Source organism: Vibrio sp. KUL78 (genome assembly GCF_059725505.1).
This window is the reverse complement of sequence record NZ_AP045837.1, coordinates 755,842-773,406: the sequence shown is the minus strand read 5'-3', so window position 1 is coordinate 773,406 and position 17,565 is coordinate 755,842. Positions and strand designations below refer to the sequence as shown.

Below are 17,565 nucleotides of genomic sequence, written 5' to 3'. Positions count from 1 at the left end.
CGATAATTATCGTAAATCTACTGGATTTGGCTTTGTTAGGAAAGGAAAAGCGTGACTTCAGTCGCCTAAATGGCTAAATGATCACAGGTAAAACTTAATTAAACGCCCATTTTGTGGAACGGCACTCACATTATGTGCAATGCTATTTGTCGGCTTTTACTGACTTAGACACCCTGCATAGCTATCTGCAACTGCCTTTAAGAAGGTGAAGTAGCTGCCTTTTTTCACCTCAATATCAGTACCTAATGGGTCGAGCTGACCAATATGCGTGCCCGTCCCGCGTGTCACTGACTCAACAACCGCAGGGGTAAATTGAGGCTCAGAGAACACGCATTTTACATTCTGCTCGCGCAGCGTTGTCTTAATTGAGATCAGTGTCTTAGCGCCCGGCTTACGCTCGGGGCTAACGGTAAAGTGTCCGAGGTTGTTGAGCTTAAAGAATTCCTCGTAGTATCCGTACGCATCATGGAAAACGTAGTAGCCTTCACTACGAACCGGCTCAAGTTGTGCCTTCACTTCATCAATCGTTTTATCTAGACTAGCTTCAAACTGCGCCAACTTTTGTTGGTAAGCTTCGGTATTATCAGCGTCAAGCTCTTGAAGCTTGGTCGAGATTGCACGCGCAACCTGTCGGCTCTGCTCAGGGCCTAACCATACATGAGGATCATAGCTACCGTGATGATGACCTTCATGCCCATGGTCATGCTCATCTTCGCCAAATTCACGCAGCGATAGCCCGTCAATCGCTTCAATTTTTACCGTATTAGGCTGCCCTTCCAGAGACTTTGATAAGAAGCTCTCAAGATCGTTACCAAACCAAACCACAAGTTCACTGCTACGTAATTTCTTCACGTCAGAAGGTTTGAGTGCATAATCATGAGGAGAGGCGTTGGCATTCAATATTGAAGACGTAGATTGCCCATCGAGGATAAGCTCCTGAGAAATCATCTCAAATGGTTTAATACTGTTTAGCACTTCAAAAGCTTGCGATTTAAGCGGAAGCAGTGTAGTAAGTGCCACAATTGGAATGTAACGATGCATAGGGCTTCAAAATCCTTCTAGCTAGTAATGGCTCGAAATGTTACATTATAACACGTATCAATTGCAAATGAGTTCTATTTATGTCCGAACTGATTAAACTGGACCGCGTTAGTGTTGAGTTCAGCAAGAGAAAGGTTCTAGATAATATTAGCCTAACGATAAATCGTGGTGAAATTCTCACTCTAATAGGTCCTAATGGTGCCGGAAAGTCTACGCTGGTAAAGGTCATACTGGGTCTTCAAAATCGCTACAAGGGCCATATTACGCGCGATAAAAAACTCAAGATTGGTTATGTTCCTCAGAAGCTCAAACTCAATGATTCACTTCCGCTTAATGTGGAGCGCTTTCTGGCATTAGCCGGTAAGTACAGCGTTCAAGAAAGGCTCGACGCGCTAAAGCTTGTCGGAGCGGAACACCTAATTAAGAACAACATGCATCAACTCTCTGGTGGTGAGAACCAGCGCGTATTGCTCGCACGTGCGCTCTTGCAACGACCTGATATATTGGTCCTTGATGAGCCTGCGCAAGGTGTTGATGTGCAGGGTCAGATCGACCTCTACGAACTCATCGATTCGATACGTCATCGATTTAATTGTGCCGTGTTTATGGTGTCGCACGACCTTCATCTGGTGATGGCAAAGTCCGATAACGTTATCTGTCTGCACCACCACATTTGTTGCCAAGGTGCGCCACAAACGGTCAGACAGCACCCTTCTTACATTGCATTGTTTGGTAGTGCTACGCAAGAAACACTGGCCTTCTATCAACATCAGCACCTACATCACCACCACGACCTGTCAGGTGAACCAGTGCAAGGTGACGCCACACAATGTTCACACCATGATCACGGACACGCCCATCATGATTGAGTTTTTACTTCCTTCGATTATTGCCGGTATTGGCATTGCTTTGATTGCTGGTCCACTTGGATCCTTTGTGGTTTGGCGCAGAATGGCTTACTTTGGTGATACGCTTGCCCACGCCTCGCTAATGGGCTTAGCGCTCGGCTTTCTGTTCAACATTAACCTCTACCTCGCGCTCGTCATTTGCTGCATGGCGCTCGCTATCGTTTTGGTGACGCTGCAAAAGCAAAAACTGGTCGCGACAGACACGCTGCTTGGGATACTCGCACATAGTGCGCTCTCGCTAGGTTTGGTTGCCGTAAGCTTTTTGGATAATGTTCGCGTCGATTTGATGAGCTACCTGTTTGGTGACCTGCTTGCTGTCTCGCCGACCGATCTTTTCTACATCTATGCTGGAGTCGCGGTGATTGGCTTGTTGCTATTCATTTTTTGGCGACCACTCCTCTCAACGACCGTCAATGAAGATCTCGCTGCCGTTGAAGGCGTCAACGTCGATTTAATGCGCTTAATCATTATGTTGATGGTGGGTCTGGTTATCGCAATTGGAATGAAGTTTGTCGGCGCACTGATTATGACATCGTTACTCATCATTCCCGCTGCTACGGCGCGTAAGTTTACTGTGACACCAGAGCAGATGGCCGTTACCGCATCTGTCATTGGTATCATCTCTGTTTTTTGTGGCCTTAGCCTCTCTTGGTTCTACGATACACCCGCAGGACCATCAGTGGTGATCAGTGCAGCAGGGTTTTTCTTGCTGGCTCAACTCGCCCCCTCAAGAGCCTAGAGTTCGACAGATTCTTAGGCTTTACCCATATACTAAATACCAGAAACAAAAAAGCTCTAGCAAATTGCTAGAGCTTTTTACTTTCAAAGATTAGGTGTTACCAACCAGTGATCTCACGAAGACCTTTACCGATGTCAGCAAGGCTCTTAACCGTCTTAACACCCGCAGCTTCTAGCGCTGCAAACTTGTCTTCTGCGGTACCTTTACCACCAGAGATAATCGCACCAGCGTGACCCATACGTTTACCTGGAGGCGCTGTAACACCTGCAATGTAAGAGACAACTGGCTTAGTGACGTTTTCTTTGATAAACGCCGCCGCTTCTTCTTCCGCTGTACCGCCGATCTCACCGATCATAACGATCGCTTCAGTCTCTGGATCTTGTTCGAACAATTTAAGGATATCAATGAAGTTTGAACCTGGGATTGGGTCACCACCGATACCAACACATGTAGACTGGCCAAAGCCTTCGTCTGTAGTCTGCTTAACCGCCTCGTACGTAAGCGTACCTGAACGAGATACGATACCCACTTTACCTTTCTTGTGGATATGACCTGGCATGATACCGATCTTACACTCATCAGGAGTGATAACGCCTGGACAGTTTGGACCAATCATCACAACGCCCGCTTCGTCTAGACGTACTTTCACGTCTAGTAGGTCCAGCGTTGGAATGCCTTCAGTGATAGTTACGATAAGCTTAATACCAGCATCAATCGCTTCAAGAATTGCATCTTTACAGAACGGCGCTGGTACGTAGATAACTGATGCCGTTGCACCAGTTACTTCAACCGCTTCACGTACTGTGTTAAATACAGGAAGACCTAGATGAGTTTGACCACCTTTGCCTGGAGAAACACCGCCAACCATTTGTGTGCCGTAAGCAATAGCTTGCTCTGAGTGGAACGTACCTTGACCACCAGTGAAGCCTTGGCAGATAACTTTTGTATCTTTATTAATTAGTACAGACATTATTTGCCCTCCGCTGCAGCAACTACTTTTTCCGCTGCTTCTGTTAGCGAGCTTGCAGCAATGATATTCAGACCACTTTCCGCGAGTTTTTGTGAGCCGAGAGGTGCATTGTTACCTTCTAGACGAACCACTACTGGTACTTCAACACCCACTTCTTCAACCGCGCCAATGATGCCATCCGCGATAAGGTCACAACGTACGATACCACCGAAGATGTTAACCAGTACCGCTTTCACGTTGCTGTCAGATAGGATGATCTTAAACGCTTCGGTTACACGTTCTTTTGTCGCGCCGCCACCTACGTCAAGAAAGTTAGCTGGCTGACCGCCGTGTAGGTTTACAATGTCCATGGTACCCATTGCAAGGCCCGCACCGTTAACCATACAGCCGATGTTGCCATCAAGTGCTACGTAGTTAAGCTCCCATTGAGCCGCGTGTGCTTCACGCTCATCTTCTTGTGAAGGATCGTGCATTTCACGAAGTTTAGGCTGACGGTAAAGTGCATTTGAATCGATGTTGATCTTGCCATCAAGACATAGAAGGTTGCCTTCGCCAGTAATAACCAGTGGGTTAATCTCTAGCAGTGCAAGGTCGTATTGAGCAAACATGTTGCCTAGACCCATGAAGATTTTTACGAACTGCTTGATTTGGTCGCCTTCAAGACCAAGCTTGAACGCAAGCTCACGACCTTGGTAAGCCAGTGGACCCACTAACGGATCAATCGCAGCTTTATGAATAAGCTCTGGCGTTTCTTCCGCCACTTTTTCAATCTCAACGCCACCTTCAGTTGATGCCATGAACACGATACGACGTGTAGCACGGTCAACAACGGCACCAAGATACAGCTCATTGGCGATGTTAGACGCTTCTTCAACTAGGATCTTAGTCACTGGTTGGCCATTTGCGTCTGTTTGATAAGTCACTAAGTTCTTACCAAGCCACTTCTGAGCGAATTCTTTAACACCATCTTTGGTGTCATGAAGTTCCACGCCGCCCGCTTTACCGCGGCCACCAGCGTGAACCTGACATTTAACTACTTTCTTTTCAGTACTGATACGACCAGCAGCTTCGAATGCTTCTTGTGGGGTGTCACATGCGTAGCCTTCTGGTACAGGCAATCCGAATTCTGCAAACAGCTGTTTGGCTTGATATTCATGCAAATTCATTGTGCGATTCCATTTGTTATATCCCTGAGGGATTTTATATTTCCATATACCGATTATCGGTAATACGTCTGTAGGAGTACTCGTTAGAGCCGCCTCTTCGGGGCTTACTAAGGAGCTAGACGTTGAGCTAGTCTAGCTCCATTTATTTTGGACGTCTATACATCCAAAATAAAAACAACGCTTAACTATACATCCAGTAGCAAGCGTGCTGGATCTTCCAGTAGTTCCTTGATAGTCACCAAGAAGCCTACTGACTCACGACCATCAATTAAACGGTGGTCATAAGAAAGCGCTAAATACATCATCGGCAGGATCTCTACCTTGCCATCAACAGCCATCGGACGGTCTTGAATCTTGTGCATACCCAAGATTGCCGCTTGTGGTGGGTTGATGATAGGCGTAGACATTAGTGAGCCAAACACACCGCCGTTAGTGATGGTGAAATTACCACCCGTCAACTCTTCAACCGTTAGTTTGCCGTCTCGACCTTTGATCGCTAGCTCTTTAATACCTTTTTCGATATCAGCAAAGCCTAGTGAATCACAGTCTTTGAGTACTGGTGTCACAAGACCACGTGGCGTTGAAACTGCCATGCTGATGTCAAAGTAGTTGTGATAAACGATGTCATCACCGTCAATAGATGCGTTCACTTCTGGGTAGCGTTTTAGCGCTTCCGTTACTGCCTTGACGTAGAAAGACATGAAGCCTAGACGAGTTCCGTGACGCTCTTCAAACTGATCTTTGTACTGCTTACGAAGATCCATAATTGGCTTCATGTTCACTTCGTTAAACGTCGTCAGCATCGCAGTGCTGTTCTTCGCTTCAAGCAGACGCTCCGCTACACGTTTACGTAGGCGAGTCATAGGTACACGTTTTTGGCTACGAGCCAATACAGGTGCTACCGGTGCCTCAGCCTCAGCTTTAGGTGCGTTCTTCGCTGTAGCCAGATGCGCTTCGATGTCTTCACGCGTAATACGGCCGCCAACACCAGTGCCTTTTACATCCTCAGCTCTGAGGTCGTTCTCTGCAAGAAGACGACGAACGGCTGGGCTCAGAGCGTCATTAGACTCTTCTGTAAGCGCCGCTTTGTGACGCTTGTCTGGAGAAGCTTCTGTTGATTCAGTGGTATCTGTGGTTGGTTCACCAGCGACTGCACCAGGCTTAAGCTTGGCAATCAGCTGCTTAGATAGAACCGTTGCGCCTTCTTCTTCAATAATCTCTTCAAGAACACCTTCTTCAGGTGCAGGGACTTCAAGAACCACTTTATCGGTTTCGATATCAACGATAACTTCATCACGCGCTACCGCTTCGCCTGGTTTCTTGTGCCAAGTCGCGACTGTCGCGTCTGCAACTGATTCAGGTAAGTCTGGAACCAGAATTTCAATTGTCATATCTGTTTCTTCCTTTTTCTTCTAGTTCTTAATCTAGGGTCAACGCGTCAGAAATTAACGCTTTCTGTTGTTTCAAGTGTACCGACATATAACCAACCGCCGGAGATGCTGATGCTGGACGGCCAGCGTATTTCAAGTCAGCGCCTGCAGGGATAGCTGCACGGAAATTGTGTTGACTTGAATACCAAGCACCTTGGTTTTGAGGCTCTTCCTGACACCAAACGAAATCTTGAGCATTGGTGTATTCAGCAATCTTGGCTTTTACATCATCCAGTGGGAATGGATATAGCTGTTCAATACGAACAATCGCCACATCTTCTTGCTCGTTGTTACGACGTTGCTCTAGCAGGTCGAAATAGACTTTACCGGAGCAGAATACAACGCGCTTGACGTTTTCTGGCTTAAGCTCATCGACTTCACCGATCGCAGGTTCAAACGTACCCTCTGCCAAATCTTCAATGCTAGACGTACACAATGGGTGTCTTAGCAGTGACTTAGGTGACATGACGATAAGCGGACGACGCATTGGACGAACGACCTGACGGCGAATCATGTGATAAACCTGAGCTGGCGTTGATGGAATCACCACCTGCATGTTTTGTTCAGCACATAATTGAAGGTAACGCTCTAGACGAGCCGAAGAGTGCTCTGGACCTTGACCTTCATAACCGTGCGGCAACAGCATCGTCAGACCGCACAGACGACCCCATTTTTGCTCACCAGACGAAATAAATTGGTCGATAACAACTTGAGCACCGTTGGCGAAATCACCAAACTGTGCTTCCCAAATCGTGAGACCACTTGGCTCTGCTGTTGCATAGCCATACTCAAATGCCAGTACCGCTTCTTCCGATAGAACCGAGTCAAATACCTGGAATGGACCCTGTTTATCGTGAAGGTTAGCAAGTGGAATGTAGGTACTTGCATCTTCTTGGTTGTGCAGCACTGAGTGACGGTGGAAGAACGTACCACGACCAGAATCCTGACCTGAAATACGGATGCGCTTACCATCATCGAGCAGCGTTGCATACGCCAACGTCTCTGCCATACCCCAGTCGATCATCTTCTCGCCACTCATCATGGCAGCACGATCGTTGTAGAGCTTGTTGACTCGACTTTGGAGCTTATGGCTATCTGGATATTGACCAAGCTTCTGACCAAGAGCAACTAGACGCTCAGTACCAACTTGACCACCCCACTCTTCGTCCCAATCTCGACCAAGATACGGAGACCAGTCAACAGAGTGAAGAGCCATTGGGCGCCACTCTTTACAAACCACTTCACCACGATCCAGCGCGTCACGGTATTCATTGATCATCTGCGTTGCAGTTTCAATGTCGCTCTCTTCACGCTCGATCAGGACATCCGCATACAGCTTACGCGGTGTTGGGTGCTTTTTGATCTTCTGGTACATCAGTGGCTGAGTAGCGTTCGGCTCATCAGCTTCGTTGTGACCATGACGACGGTAACAAACCAGATCAATAACCACGTCTTTCGCGAACTCGTTGCGGAAATCTAAGGCAATCTGAGTAACAAATGCCACCGCTTCTGGATCATCTGCGTTAACGTGGAAAATCGGCGCCTGAACCATTTTCGCGATATCGGTACAGTACATCGTTGAACGAGTATCGCGCGGATTAGAGGTCGTAAAGCCAACTTGGTTATTCACTACGATGCGAATAGTACCGCCAACTTTAAAGCCACGCGCTTGCGACATGTTAAAGGTTTCTTGTACGACACCTTGACCCGCAATCGCAGAGTCGCCGTGAATCGTAATAGGCAGAACCATACCGCCATCTTTATCGCCTAAGCGATCTTGACGAGCACGAACTGAACCAATAACAACCGGGTTAACGATTTCAAGGTGAGATGGGTTGAATGCTAATGCTAAATGCACATCTCCACCTGGCGTCGCGAAGTCAGCAGAGAAACCTTGGTGGTACTTAACATCACCTGTACCCCATGTTTCGTCGTGCTTACCAGCGAACTCATCGAAAAGGTCTTGAGGTTTTTTACCCAAGACGTTAACCAACATGTTCAAACGACCACGGTGCGCCATACCAATGACCACTTCACGCATGCCTTGGCTACCAGCATGTCGAATCAGTTCTTTTGTCATTGGGATTAGAGCATCACCACCCTCTAGCGAGAAACGTTTAGCACCTGGGAATTTAGCACCAAGATAGCGCTCTAGACCTTCAGCGGCGGTAAGTTCTGCTAAGAAAGTGTGTTTATGTTCGGAATCAAAGGAGGGTTGACCAACGACCGACTCTAGACGTTGCTGAATCCAACGTTTTTGAGCAGTGTTCGTCATGTGCATATATTCTGCACCGATAGAGCCACAGTAGGTTTTTTGCAGCGCCTTGTGAAGATCACGTAACGTCATGCTTTCTTGCCCGATAGCAAAAGAGCCAACATTGAATGTTTCGTCTAAGTCATCTTCGGTGAGTGAATGGAACGCAGGCTCCAATTCATCAACGGTTGGACGTTTCCATAAACCAAGTGGGTCCAGATTAGCAGCTTGATGCCCGCGGAAGCGGTAAGCATTGATAAGCTGTAGAACCTTTACTTGTTTTGCATCGACCTCGGGGTCACTTACTTGAGCACTTGAATGCTTTGTTTCTTGAGCGAGTCGTCGGAAGTAATCACGGACACGTGAGTGCGGTTGTTCAACCACATCAGGCTGCACAGGCAACCCATCAAATACACGTTTCCACTCCTCACTTACCTGTTCGGGATCACTTAGATACAGTTCGTAGAGGTCTTCTACGTACGTTGCATTGGCGCCTGCCAAGTGTGAAGACTCGAGCCATGCCTTCATCACACTATTGTGCATATTTTCCCTTAACCAGTAGTTTTCACGTATGCATCGGTCTACGCCGAGCTATAAGAAGCCGACTCTCCAGGGCGTCGAGTCGGCAATTTTTATTTTTTATTACACCGAACGATTAACAAGCATTGACTTGATATGACCAATCGCTTTCGTCGGGTTGAGTCCCTTAGGACATACACTGACACAGTTCATAATGCCGTGACAACGGAAAACGCTAAATGCATCATCAAGATTTGATAAGCGTTCATCTGTTGCCGTATCACGACTGTCAATCAGCCAGCGATACGCCGCGAGAAGACCTGCAGGTCCAATGAACTTGTCTGGATTCCACCAGAACGATGGGCAAGAAGTCGTACAACACGCACACATGATGCACTCATAGAGACCATCAAGGTGTGCTCGTTCTTCTGGCATTTGCAGGTTTTCACGCGATGGTGGCACATTCCCATCTGAAATGAGAAATGGCTTAACTTTCGCGTAGTTATCATAAAACTGAGTCATGTCTACAATCAAGTCTCGAACGACAGGAAGTCCCGGTAACGGACGAATGACTATCTTGCCACCCTCAAGCGCTGATAATGGTGTGATACAAGCAAGGCCGTTCTTACCATTCATGTTCAGACCGTCGGAGCCACAAACCCCCTCACGGCATGAACGACGAAAAGCGATCGTTGGGTCTTGCTCTTTCAGCAAAATCAGAGCATCAAGTACCATCATGTCCGACCCTTCATCCACCTCTAGGGTGTAGTCTTTCATGTATGGCTTGTTATCTACATCCGGATTGTAACGGTAAAGAGAGAAATTAAGTTTCATAGTCGTGTCCTCCCTTTAGTACGTACGTGCTTTCGGCGGGAAAGCTTCACGGTGAACAGGCGTCATGTTGACATCACGCTTCGACATCTGCTCAGTTTCAGGGTTATAGATAGAGTGGCATAGCCACTGCTCATCATCGCGCTCTGGGAAGTCAAAGCGAGCATGAGCGCCGCGACTCTCGGTACGATAGTTTGCCGCTACCGCCGTGGAGAACGCTGTCTCCATCAGGTTATCAAGCTCTAAACACTCAACACGCTGGGTGTTGAATTCTTTCGACTTGTCAGCAAGGTGTGCTTCTTTCAGACGCTCACGAATCACTTTCAGCTCTTCTAGACCCGTTGCCATCGCATCGCCTTCGCGGAATACCGAGAAGCTGTTTTGCATACAAGTTTGTAGGTCCTTACGGATTTGAGCTGGGTCTTCGCCTGATGCACTGTTTTCCCAACGCATAGTACGAGCAAGCGATGCTTCGATATCGGATTCGGTTGCAGGGCGTGCCTCTGTTTGTGCAGCCAATGTCTCACCAAGGTGTAGACCTGTTGCGCGACCAAATACCACAAGGTCAAGTAGCGAGTTACCACCCAAGCGGTTAGCGCCGTGAACCGATACTGATGCAATTTCGCCGCAAGCGAATAGACCTTGAACCTCAAGATCGTTCCCTGATGCGTCTTGCTTAATCGCTTGACCAGAAACTTGAGTCGGTACGCCACCCATCATGTAGTGACAAGTTGGAATAACTGGAATTGGTTCTTTCACAGGATCGACGTGTGCGAATGTACGAGATAGCTCACAGATACCTGGCAAACGAGACTCAAGTACATCTTTACCTAGGTGGTCCATCTTCAGTTTAATGTGCGGACCCCAAGGACCATCACAGCCGCGACCTTCACGAATTTCGATCATCATTGAACGAGCTACAACGTCTCGACCAGCCAGGTCTTTCGCGTTCGGTGCATAACGCTCCATGAAGCGCTCACCATCTTTATTTAGAAGGTAACCACCCTCACCACGACAGCCTTCTGTTACCAGTACGCCTGCGCCAGCGATACCCGTTGGGTGGAACTGCCACATTTCCATGTCTTGCATTGGAACACCAGCACGAAGTGCCATACCAACACCATCACCTGTGTTGATGTGTGCGTTGGTTGTTGAAGCGTAGATACGACCTGCACCACCCGTTGCAAGGATGGTCGCTTTCGATTTGAAGTAACAAATCTCACCGGTTTCCATACACAGAGCAGTACAACCCAATACCGCGCCATCTTGGTTCTTAACAAGATCCAGCGCATACCACTCAGAGAAGATAGTGGTCTTGTGTTTAATATTTTGCTGATAAAGCGTATGAAGCAGAGCGTGACCAGTACGGTCAGCGGCAGCTGCGGTACGCGCCGCTTGCTCACCACCAAACTCTTTAGACTGACCACCAAATGGACGTTGATAAATCGAACCATTATCAAAACGAGAGAAAGGAAGACCCATTTTCTCTAGTTCGATAACCGACTTAGGACCATTTTTACACATGTACTCAATAGCGTTTTGGTCACCGATATAATCCGAACCCTTAACAGTGTCATACATATGCCACTGCCAATCGTCTTTATGAGAGTTACCAAGCGCGACTGTAATACCACCTTGGGCAGATACAGTGTGCGAACGAGTAGGAAAAACCTTAGATAGCAAAGCACAAGAAAGACCTTGCTCTGAAATTTGTAGTGCAGCGCGCATGCCTGCACCACCAGCGCCGATTACTACGGCATCAAACTCACGAACTGGAATAGACACTTACGCACCCCACAGAATAAAGAAACCAGAGAAGAAATAACCAAGCAGTACCGCAACAAACGTCAGTTGCAGTGCGCCACGTAGTAGCGTGTGCTTGATGTAGTCTGTAAGAACTTGCCATAGACCGATCCAGGCATGAATTAGCACTGAGGCTAACGCAAGCATGGTGAACACCTTAGTGAAAGTGCCACCGAAGAAGTTGGTCCACGATACGTAGGAAATATCCCCTGCAAACGCGCAGAAGCTCACGAGATAAATTGTGTACAAGGTCATAATGATGGCGGTGGCACGAATTAATAGAAAATCGTGTACGCCGTTACGACCAAAAGTTGAAACGTTGCTTACCATACCAATACTCCAGCCAGCAGTGACAGAACACCTGTCACGATGAAGGCAACCTTGGCACTCTTCGCGCCCGATTCGAGCTCTTCAAAATAACCTAGGTCCATAATCAAGTGGCGAACACCACCCACGATGTGATACGCAAGTGCTGTCAAAATGCCCCAAAGGATAAATTTGACGAAGAAACCGTCGACAATGTCGGCAGCCTCCGCAAACCCAATCGGGGATGAGAGTGACTTGGCTAGTAACCAAAGGAGAATACCGATCGACACAAACGTAATCACACCTGACACACGGTGCAGGATGGAAGCGATTGCGGTGATCGGAAAGCGGATTGTCTGTAAATCTAAATTAACAGGTCTGGACTTTCTTTCTTTCACGGGCTTGCTCACTCAGCTCCATTGAGCATTTATTGTTATGAATAATTTTTGGTCTCTAAGCCTCAAAAGTTAACATAAAGTTAACAATAATTTCGTGTTACAAGGGAGATAATTGTAACGATAATGTTAACAGACGAGAATTCAAATCGACCTCACTTCGGTTTGCATCCTCGAGTTTACAAGGTTTTGACCAACAATTTCACCGAAACTATACGGTTGGCAACATTCTAATACAATTGGTGTAACAAAATATGCTACACAGAACAGATTTTTAACCATTTTTCTATAAAAAATCATAACAAGTGCACACAAAACCGTATAAAAATTGACTTTGCCCACGAAGCGAAGTAAAAAATTGGCACACAAACATCCTGGACGGATTAAATAATAAACAAAGGAGATTGTTATGGCAGATAAGAAAGCGACCCTTCATATTGAAGGTCAAGCGCCAATCGAGCTGCCGATTATGGAAGGTTCTATCGGACCAGAAGTAGTCGATGTTCGTAAACTTGGAGCCAATGGTTACTTTACATTTGACCCGGGTTTTCTTGCCACTGCATCCTGTGAATCTCAAATCACTTATATCGACGGCGGTAAAGGTGTCCTGTTACACCGTGGTTTCCCTATCGATCAGTTAGCTAACAACGCAGACTACCTAGAGGTTTGCTACATTCTTCTCGTTGGTGAAGCCCCTACACGCGAAGAATACGAAAGCTTTAAACAAATCGTGACCCGTCACACCATGGTTCATGAGCAAATTGCGAGTTTCTTCCACGGTTTCCGTCGCGACGCTCACCCAATGGCAGTAATGTGTGGTGTGGTTGGTGCTCTTGCCGCCTTCTACCACGATTCTCTCGATATCAACAACGACTCACACCGTGAAATCGCAGCTTACCGCTTGATTTCTAAGATGCCTACACTTGCAGCAATGTGTTACAAGTATTCTATCGGTCAACCATTCATCTACCCACGTAACGACCTAACGTACGCGGAAAACTTCCTACACATGATGTTCGCTAACCCATGTGAAGAGTATGAAGTCAACCCAATCGTTGCACGCGCAATGGATAAGATCTTTACGCTGCACGCAGACCACGAGCAAAATGCATCGACGTCGACTGTACGTCTTGCTGGTTCGTCAGGTGCTAACCCATTCGCATGTATTGCGGCTGGTATTGCCTCTCTATGGGGTCCTGCTCACGGCGGTGCTAACGAAGCATGTCTTCGTATGCTTGAGGAGATTGGCTCTGTAGATAAGATCCCTGAGTACATCGAGCGTGCGAAAGACAAAGATGACCCATTCCGACTAATGGGCTTCGGTCACCGTGTTTACAAAAACTACGACCCACGTGCGACAGTTATGCGTGAAGCATGTCACGACGTACTTAAAGAGCTTAACATTCAAGATCCTCTATTGGATGTTGCAATGGAACTTGAGCGTATTGCTCTGTCTGACGAGTACTTCGTTGAGAAGAAACTGTATCCAAACGTAGACTTCTACTCAGGTATCATCCTTAAAGCGATTGGTATCCCAGTATCTATGTTCACAGTAATCTTCGCGATGTCTCGCACGGTAGGTTGGATTGCTCACTGGAACGAAATGCACAGCGATCCAGGCAACCGTATCGGTCGTCCACGTCAGCTTTACACTGGTGAAGCAATGCGTGACTTTAAACCGCTACATGAACGCGAATAACGATAAACACAACATCAAAAGCAAAAGAGCAGCCTAGGCTGCTCTTTTTTTGTTTGCTCGTCGTTAAACCGGATTATCAATATCCTTAAACTCAACGTCGAGTCCATGCTCTTTAGCCAACCATTCACCCAGCGCCTGAATGCCATAGCGCTCGGTTGCATGATGCCCTGCGGCGAAGTAGTGAATATTGAGTTCGCGTGCTGTGTAGGTCGTACGCTCAGAGATCTCTCCCGAAATAAACGCATCCAAGCCTTTTGACGCAGCAAGCTCAATGTAATCTTGACCACCACCTGTACACCAACCAACGGTTTCAATCAGCTTATCCGCCATACCTGGAGCGATATGCAAAGGTTCACGATTCAGCGTCTTTGCAATCTTAGCGGCAAAGTCAGCCCCCGTCATCGGCGTCGCTAGTTTGCCGAACATAGCCACAGATTGTGGGTGCCCTTCAAGACCATCAATGACTTCAATATCAAGCAGCTCGGCTAATCTTGCGTTATTACCAAGCTCAGGGTGGATATCAAGCGGGAGGTGGTAACCAAACAAGTTCACGTCGTTCTTGATCAGAGTGCGAATTCGCTTACCTTTCATCCCACGAATCGGCTCAGGTTCACCTTTCCAGAAATAACCATGATGTACTAACACAGCATCCGCTTCTACGCTCACCGCATAATCGATAAGCGCTTGAGAGGCCGTTACACCAGTGATCACTTTTTTGATTTCACTCGCACCTTCAACTTGAAGTCCGTTAGGGCTGTAATCTTTAATTAACTGCGGCGATAGTTTTTCATTGAGGATAGCTTCAAGCTTTAAATTATTCATGGCACTTCCTGAGCAAATTCTTGATTTCCGTGGTTATAGCAATTTACTCTACCAATGTCGAAAGGAAAACGTAAAGAATACGCCATGCAATCAATTAGGGACTTCATCACTTGGATAAGCGAGAGCCAAAGCCTCATCACAGGGCACGAAAGCGTGGCAGAGCGTTTCCCAAAGTCATCGAATATTTCAAGCACACAGGATGACTCTGAGTACCAAGGTAACCCTAGGCTCGGTTTTCTTTATCAGGAACTGTGCCGACGCTTGTTCGAGCAAAGCAAGCTACACAGCGTATTCGCGGAAGAGATACAACTGCAGCAAGACGGGCGGACCTTAGGCGCTATCGACTTCCTTATTGAGAAAAGAGGTGAGCCAAGGCTTGAACACTGGGAAGTCGCGATTAAGTTCTATTTGCTCAAAGACGGTCTTTGGTATGGTCCGAACGCTAAAGATAGGCTGGATAAAAAGCTAAGCCGTATGCTCGACCATCAACTTAAGATGTCGGATACCCCAGCGTTCAAATCACAGTACCCCGACCTAGTCAGCCCATCTCAACATCTACTGATGCATGGTCGACTCTATATCAACCCATTTGAGAAAGAAGACGTGCCAACAGAGTGTGTGGGACTGCGCATCAACCCACAACGGGTCACTGGCTACTGGTGTTACCAATCTCAGTTTCACCGCATAAATGAACCTGTGTACAGGTTGGAGAAGCCACTTTGGGCGATAGGAGAGCGTCAACGTGGTGACTGTGATCCTGTATCGGCTCTCCCCAAGCACTTTATTCACTGCCAAGCCGAGAGCGGTCAATTCTGGTTTATCGTCCCTGATGACTGGCCGCAGAGCAGTATGTAAAAAGTTGATATCGTCTACTGAGACAAAACAAACTCAGCCAGCATTGGATTATGATCCGACGCGTCACTTTCAGGGGTGCTCATCGCCTCTAACGACATGCCTCGATAGAAGATATGATCGAGTGGCAGTCCGGTAACAAAGCGTTTTCGATGATCTGGGCTAAACTTGACCTCTTTGATTTGATAGTTACGAAGGACATTTTTTAGTACTTCCATTCGTGATTCGCTCCAACTGTTGAAGTCACCTGCGATGAGTAAGGGGCCGGAGTGAGATTCAAGCACTTGCTTAAACGAGTCCAGTTGTTGCTTATACTCTAGCGTCCCTAAGGTAAAGTTCACCGAGTGCAGGTTAAGCGCTATCAAAGTCTGTCCATTAGAGAGCTTATATTCTGCATAGAGACCAGATTTAGGGAGTTGCAGCCAAGGTTCAACTTGAAGGTTTGCACAGGCGACTTTTGGCATGGCACGGCTCAAGTTCAAAACCCCACTTGAAACATCAAATGCTTTAAATGCGCTGACCTGATTACTTCCCCACTCTGAGCGCTGTAGCCAATCGAGGAACTGATCATCAAGACTTGCCTCTTGAAGTAACACCAACTGTCTGTCTTGAGAGCGCTCTGTAAGCTCTGAGAGAAGGTTATCTCTGTTTTGCTTATAGACATTCCACACCAGCACATTAAGTCGCCCTGCGTCATCAAGCGCCTCTGGCGTGGGATTGTGATAACACTTTAATTCGGTATCAACCTGCGCGCCGCGAACGGTGGTGATTTCTGGCGTATCTGAAACGGTAAACACCGCTTGAAACCCACCAACCGCCATACCAAGCGCAGCCAATGCACCGACTAAAAGCCACTTTAACTTCATTGCTCACCCTAAAAGTAAAAAAAGGAGTAGTTGCCTACTCCTTTTAATGTTAGTGCTAAACGCGTTTTAGATCGCGTCTTCGTCTTCTTCGCCAGTGCGGATACGAACAACACGCTCGATATCAGTGATGAAGATTTTGCCATCTCCAATCTTGCCGGTTTGAGCCGTTTCAATGATGGTCTCAACACACTGGTCAGCCACATCACCCGCAACAACAATCTCGAGTTTCACTTTTGGTAAGAAATCGACCATGTACTCAGCGCCTCGATAAAGCTCAGTGTGGCCTTTCTGGCGACCAAAACCTTTCACTTCAGAAACGGTCATACCTGTAATGCCCACTTCAGCCAGTGCTTCGCGCACATCATCAAGTTTGAATGGTTTGATAATCGCTTCGATCTTTTTCATGTTCTTCCCTTACATCAATTTTGTTAGCGACATTATCTGGTAGGTCGCAGCAACAATCAACGAAAACAAAAAGCCCGAAGCGTAGCTTCGAGCTTTGTGTCAAACATTCTTGCAACCGACTGAGTCGTTGCGTTATTTCTAGCTTACGTTCGGAACGATAAGTGGTCGTTACTTCAAGCTAGCGTAGTATGCGGCTAGGTTAGCGATGTCCTCATCACTAAGCATCGATGCTTGAGCTTGCATGACTGCTGCCAAACCACCGTTGCGCTCTTTGTTTTTATACGCCTTGATGGACGTCACGAGGTACTGCTCATTTTGTCCTTTAAGGTTTGGGTAACCAGGGATAACCGCAATCCCATCAGCACCATGACACGCTGCGCAAACCGCTGCTTTCGCTTTACCCGCGGCGACGTCACCTGCCATTGCTGGTCCACTCAGTAACCCCACTACTGCAATTGCTCCAATCATCAATTTTTTCATTGCTTTACCTTGTACTTTTTATCAATGTTAGTCAGAAAGCAGTGCATCCATCACACAAATTGAACAGTTCTAACCGCTT

17 protein-coding genes are annotated in these 17,565 nt (G+C 47.1%); 4 read left to right on the top strand and 13 right to left on the bottom strand.

Annotation, left to right across the window (positions count from 1 at the left end):
• Window positions 1–156: 156 nt before the first annotated feature.
• Window positions 157–1,041, bottom strand: coding sequence for a zinc ABC transporter substrate-binding protein ZnuA (znuA, locus tag AC6I8Y_RS03760; protein WP_394153502.1), 885 nt, complete (start codon window positions 1,039–1,041; stop codon window positions 157–159).
• 80 nt (window positions 1,042–1,121) lie between these two features.
• Here znuA and znuC point away from each other — a divergent pair, with 80 nt between their 5' ends.
• Together znuC and znuB are read left to right on the top strand one after the other, a co-directional pair.
• Complete coding sequence (gene znuC, locus AC6I8Y_RS03755) at window positions 1,122–1,910, top strand: zinc ABC transporter ATP-binding protein ZnuC (protein ID WP_234494374.1); 789 nt, start codon at window positions 1,122–1,124, stop codon at window positions 1,908–1,910.
• A complete protein-coding gene (gene znuB, locus AC6I8Y_RS03750) occupies window positions 1,903–2,688 on the top strand; it encodes a zinc ABC transporter permease subunit ZnuB (RefSeq protein ID WP_234494375.1) in 786 nt (261 codons plus the stop codon). Before znuC ends, znuB begins: the two co-directional genes overlap by 8 nt.
• Before the next feature lie 97 nt (window positions 2,689–2,785).
• On the opposite strand, the gene sucD is transcribed toward znuB, so the two are convergent.
• From sucD to sdhC, 8 genes are all read right to left on the bottom strand, one after another.
• Entirely contained in the window at window positions 2,786–3,658 is an 873-nt protein-coding gene (gene sucD, locus AC6I8Y_RS03745) for a succinate--CoA ligase subunit alpha (protein WP_042476406.1), read from the bottom strand.
• Window positions 3,658–4,824 carry an ADP-forming succinate--CoA ligase subunit beta gene (gene sucC, locus AC6I8Y_RS03740; protein WP_498020796.1) on the bottom strand — a complete coding sequence of 389 codons (1,167 nt, stop codon included), beginning with the start codon at window positions 4,822–4,824 and terminating at the stop codon, window positions 3,658–3,660. The genes sucD and sucC overlap by 1 nt, the downstream gene beginning before the upstream one ends.
• 185 nt (window positions 4,825–5,009) lie before the next feature.
• The gene (gene odhB, locus AC6I8Y_RS03735) at window positions 5,010–6,215 is read right to left on the bottom strand and encodes a 2-oxoglutarate dehydrogenase complex dihydrolipoyllysine-residue succinyltransferase (RefSeq protein ID WP_394153499.1); all 1,206 of its coding nucleotides are present in this window, start codon (window positions 6,213–6,215) and stop codon (window positions 5,010–5,012) included.
• Between the two features lie 28 nt (window positions 6,216–6,243).
• The gene (sucA, locus tag AC6I8Y_RS03730; RefSeq protein ID WP_498020795.1) at window positions 6,244–9,051 is read right to left on the bottom strand and encodes a 2-oxoglutarate dehydrogenase E1 component; all 2,808 of its coding nucleotides are present in this window, start codon (window positions 9,049–9,051) and stop codon (window positions 6,244–6,246) included.
• 99 nt (window positions 9,052–9,150) lie between these two features.
• Entirely contained in the window at window positions 9,151–9,861 is a 711-nt protein-coding gene (locus AC6I8Y_RS03725; RefSeq protein WP_042476400.1) for a succinate dehydrogenase iron-sulfur subunit, read from the bottom strand.
• Window positions 9,862–9,876: 15 nt separating this feature from the next.
• Window positions 9,877–11,643, bottom strand: coding sequence for a succinate dehydrogenase flavoprotein subunit (gene sdhA / locus AC6I8Y_RS03720; RefSeq protein ID WP_234494379.1), 1,767 nt, complete (start codon window positions 11,641–11,643; stop codon window positions 9,877–9,879).
• Window positions 11,644–11,991, bottom strand: coding sequence for a succinate dehydrogenase, hydrophobic membrane anchor protein (sdhD, locus tag AC6I8Y_RS03715; RefSeq protein ID WP_042476398.1), 348 nt, complete (start codon window positions 11,989–11,991; stop codon window positions 11,644–11,646).
• Window positions 11,985–12,377, bottom strand: coding sequence for a succinate dehydrogenase cytochrome b556 subunit (gene sdhC / locus AC6I8Y_RS03710; protein WP_042476396.1), 393 nt, complete (start codon window positions 12,375–12,377; stop codon window positions 11,985–11,987). The genes sdhD and sdhC overlap by 7 nt, the downstream gene beginning before the upstream one ends.
• A gap of 394 nt (window positions 12,378–12,771) precedes the next feature.
• Between sdhC and AC6I8Y_RS03705 the strand changes: the two genes are divergently transcribed.
• Window positions 12,772–14,061: a citrate synthase gene (locus AC6I8Y_RS03705; RefSeq protein WP_042476393.1), complete on the top strand. Its 1,290-nt coding sequence runs from the start codon at window positions 12,772–12,774 to the stop codon at window positions 14,059–14,061.
• A gap of 63 nt (window positions 14,062–14,124) precedes the next feature.
• Here AC6I8Y_RS03705 and AC6I8Y_RS03700 read toward each other — a convergent pair whose 3' ends face one another.
• Complete coding sequence (locus tag AC6I8Y_RS03700) at window positions 14,125–14,883, bottom strand: Nif3-like dinuclear metal center hexameric protein (protein ID WP_498020794.1); 759 nt, start codon at window positions 14,881–14,883, stop codon at window positions 14,125–14,127.
• 84 nt (window positions 14,884–14,967) lie between these two features.
• Between AC6I8Y_RS03700 and AC6I8Y_RS03695 the strand changes: the two genes are divergently transcribed.
• The gene (locus AC6I8Y_RS03695) at window positions 14,968–15,738 is read left to right on the top strand and encodes a DUF1853 family protein (protein ID WP_394153491.1); all 771 of its coding nucleotides are present in this window, start codon (window positions 14,968–14,970) and stop codon (window positions 15,736–15,738) included.
• A gap of 14 nt (window positions 15,739–15,752) precedes the next feature.
• Here AC6I8Y_RS03695 and AC6I8Y_RS03690 read toward each other — a convergent pair whose 3' ends face one another.
• The 3 genes from AC6I8Y_RS03690 to AC6I8Y_RS03680 form a co-directional block, all read right to left on the bottom strand.
• Complete coding sequence (locus tag AC6I8Y_RS03690; RefSeq protein WP_498020793.1) at window positions 15,753–16,601, bottom strand: endonuclease/exonuclease/phosphatase family protein; 849 nt, start codon at window positions 16,599–16,601, stop codon at window positions 15,753–15,755.
• Window positions 16,602–16,667: 66 nt separating this feature from the next.
• Complete coding sequence (glnB, locus tag AC6I8Y_RS03685; RefSeq protein ID WP_042476388.1) at window positions 16,668–17,006, bottom strand: nitrogen regulatory protein P-II; 339 nt, start codon at window positions 17,004–17,006, stop codon at window positions 16,668–16,670.
• A 168-nt stretch (window positions 17,007–17,174) separates the two neighbouring features.
• Window positions 17,175–17,486 carry a c-type cytochrome gene (locus AC6I8Y_RS03680; protein WP_498020792.1) on the bottom strand — a complete coding sequence of 104 codons (312 nt, stop codon included), beginning with the start codon at window positions 17,484–17,486 and terminating at the stop codon, window positions 17,175–17,177.
• Between the last annotated feature and the right edge of the window lie 79 nt (window positions 17,487–17,565).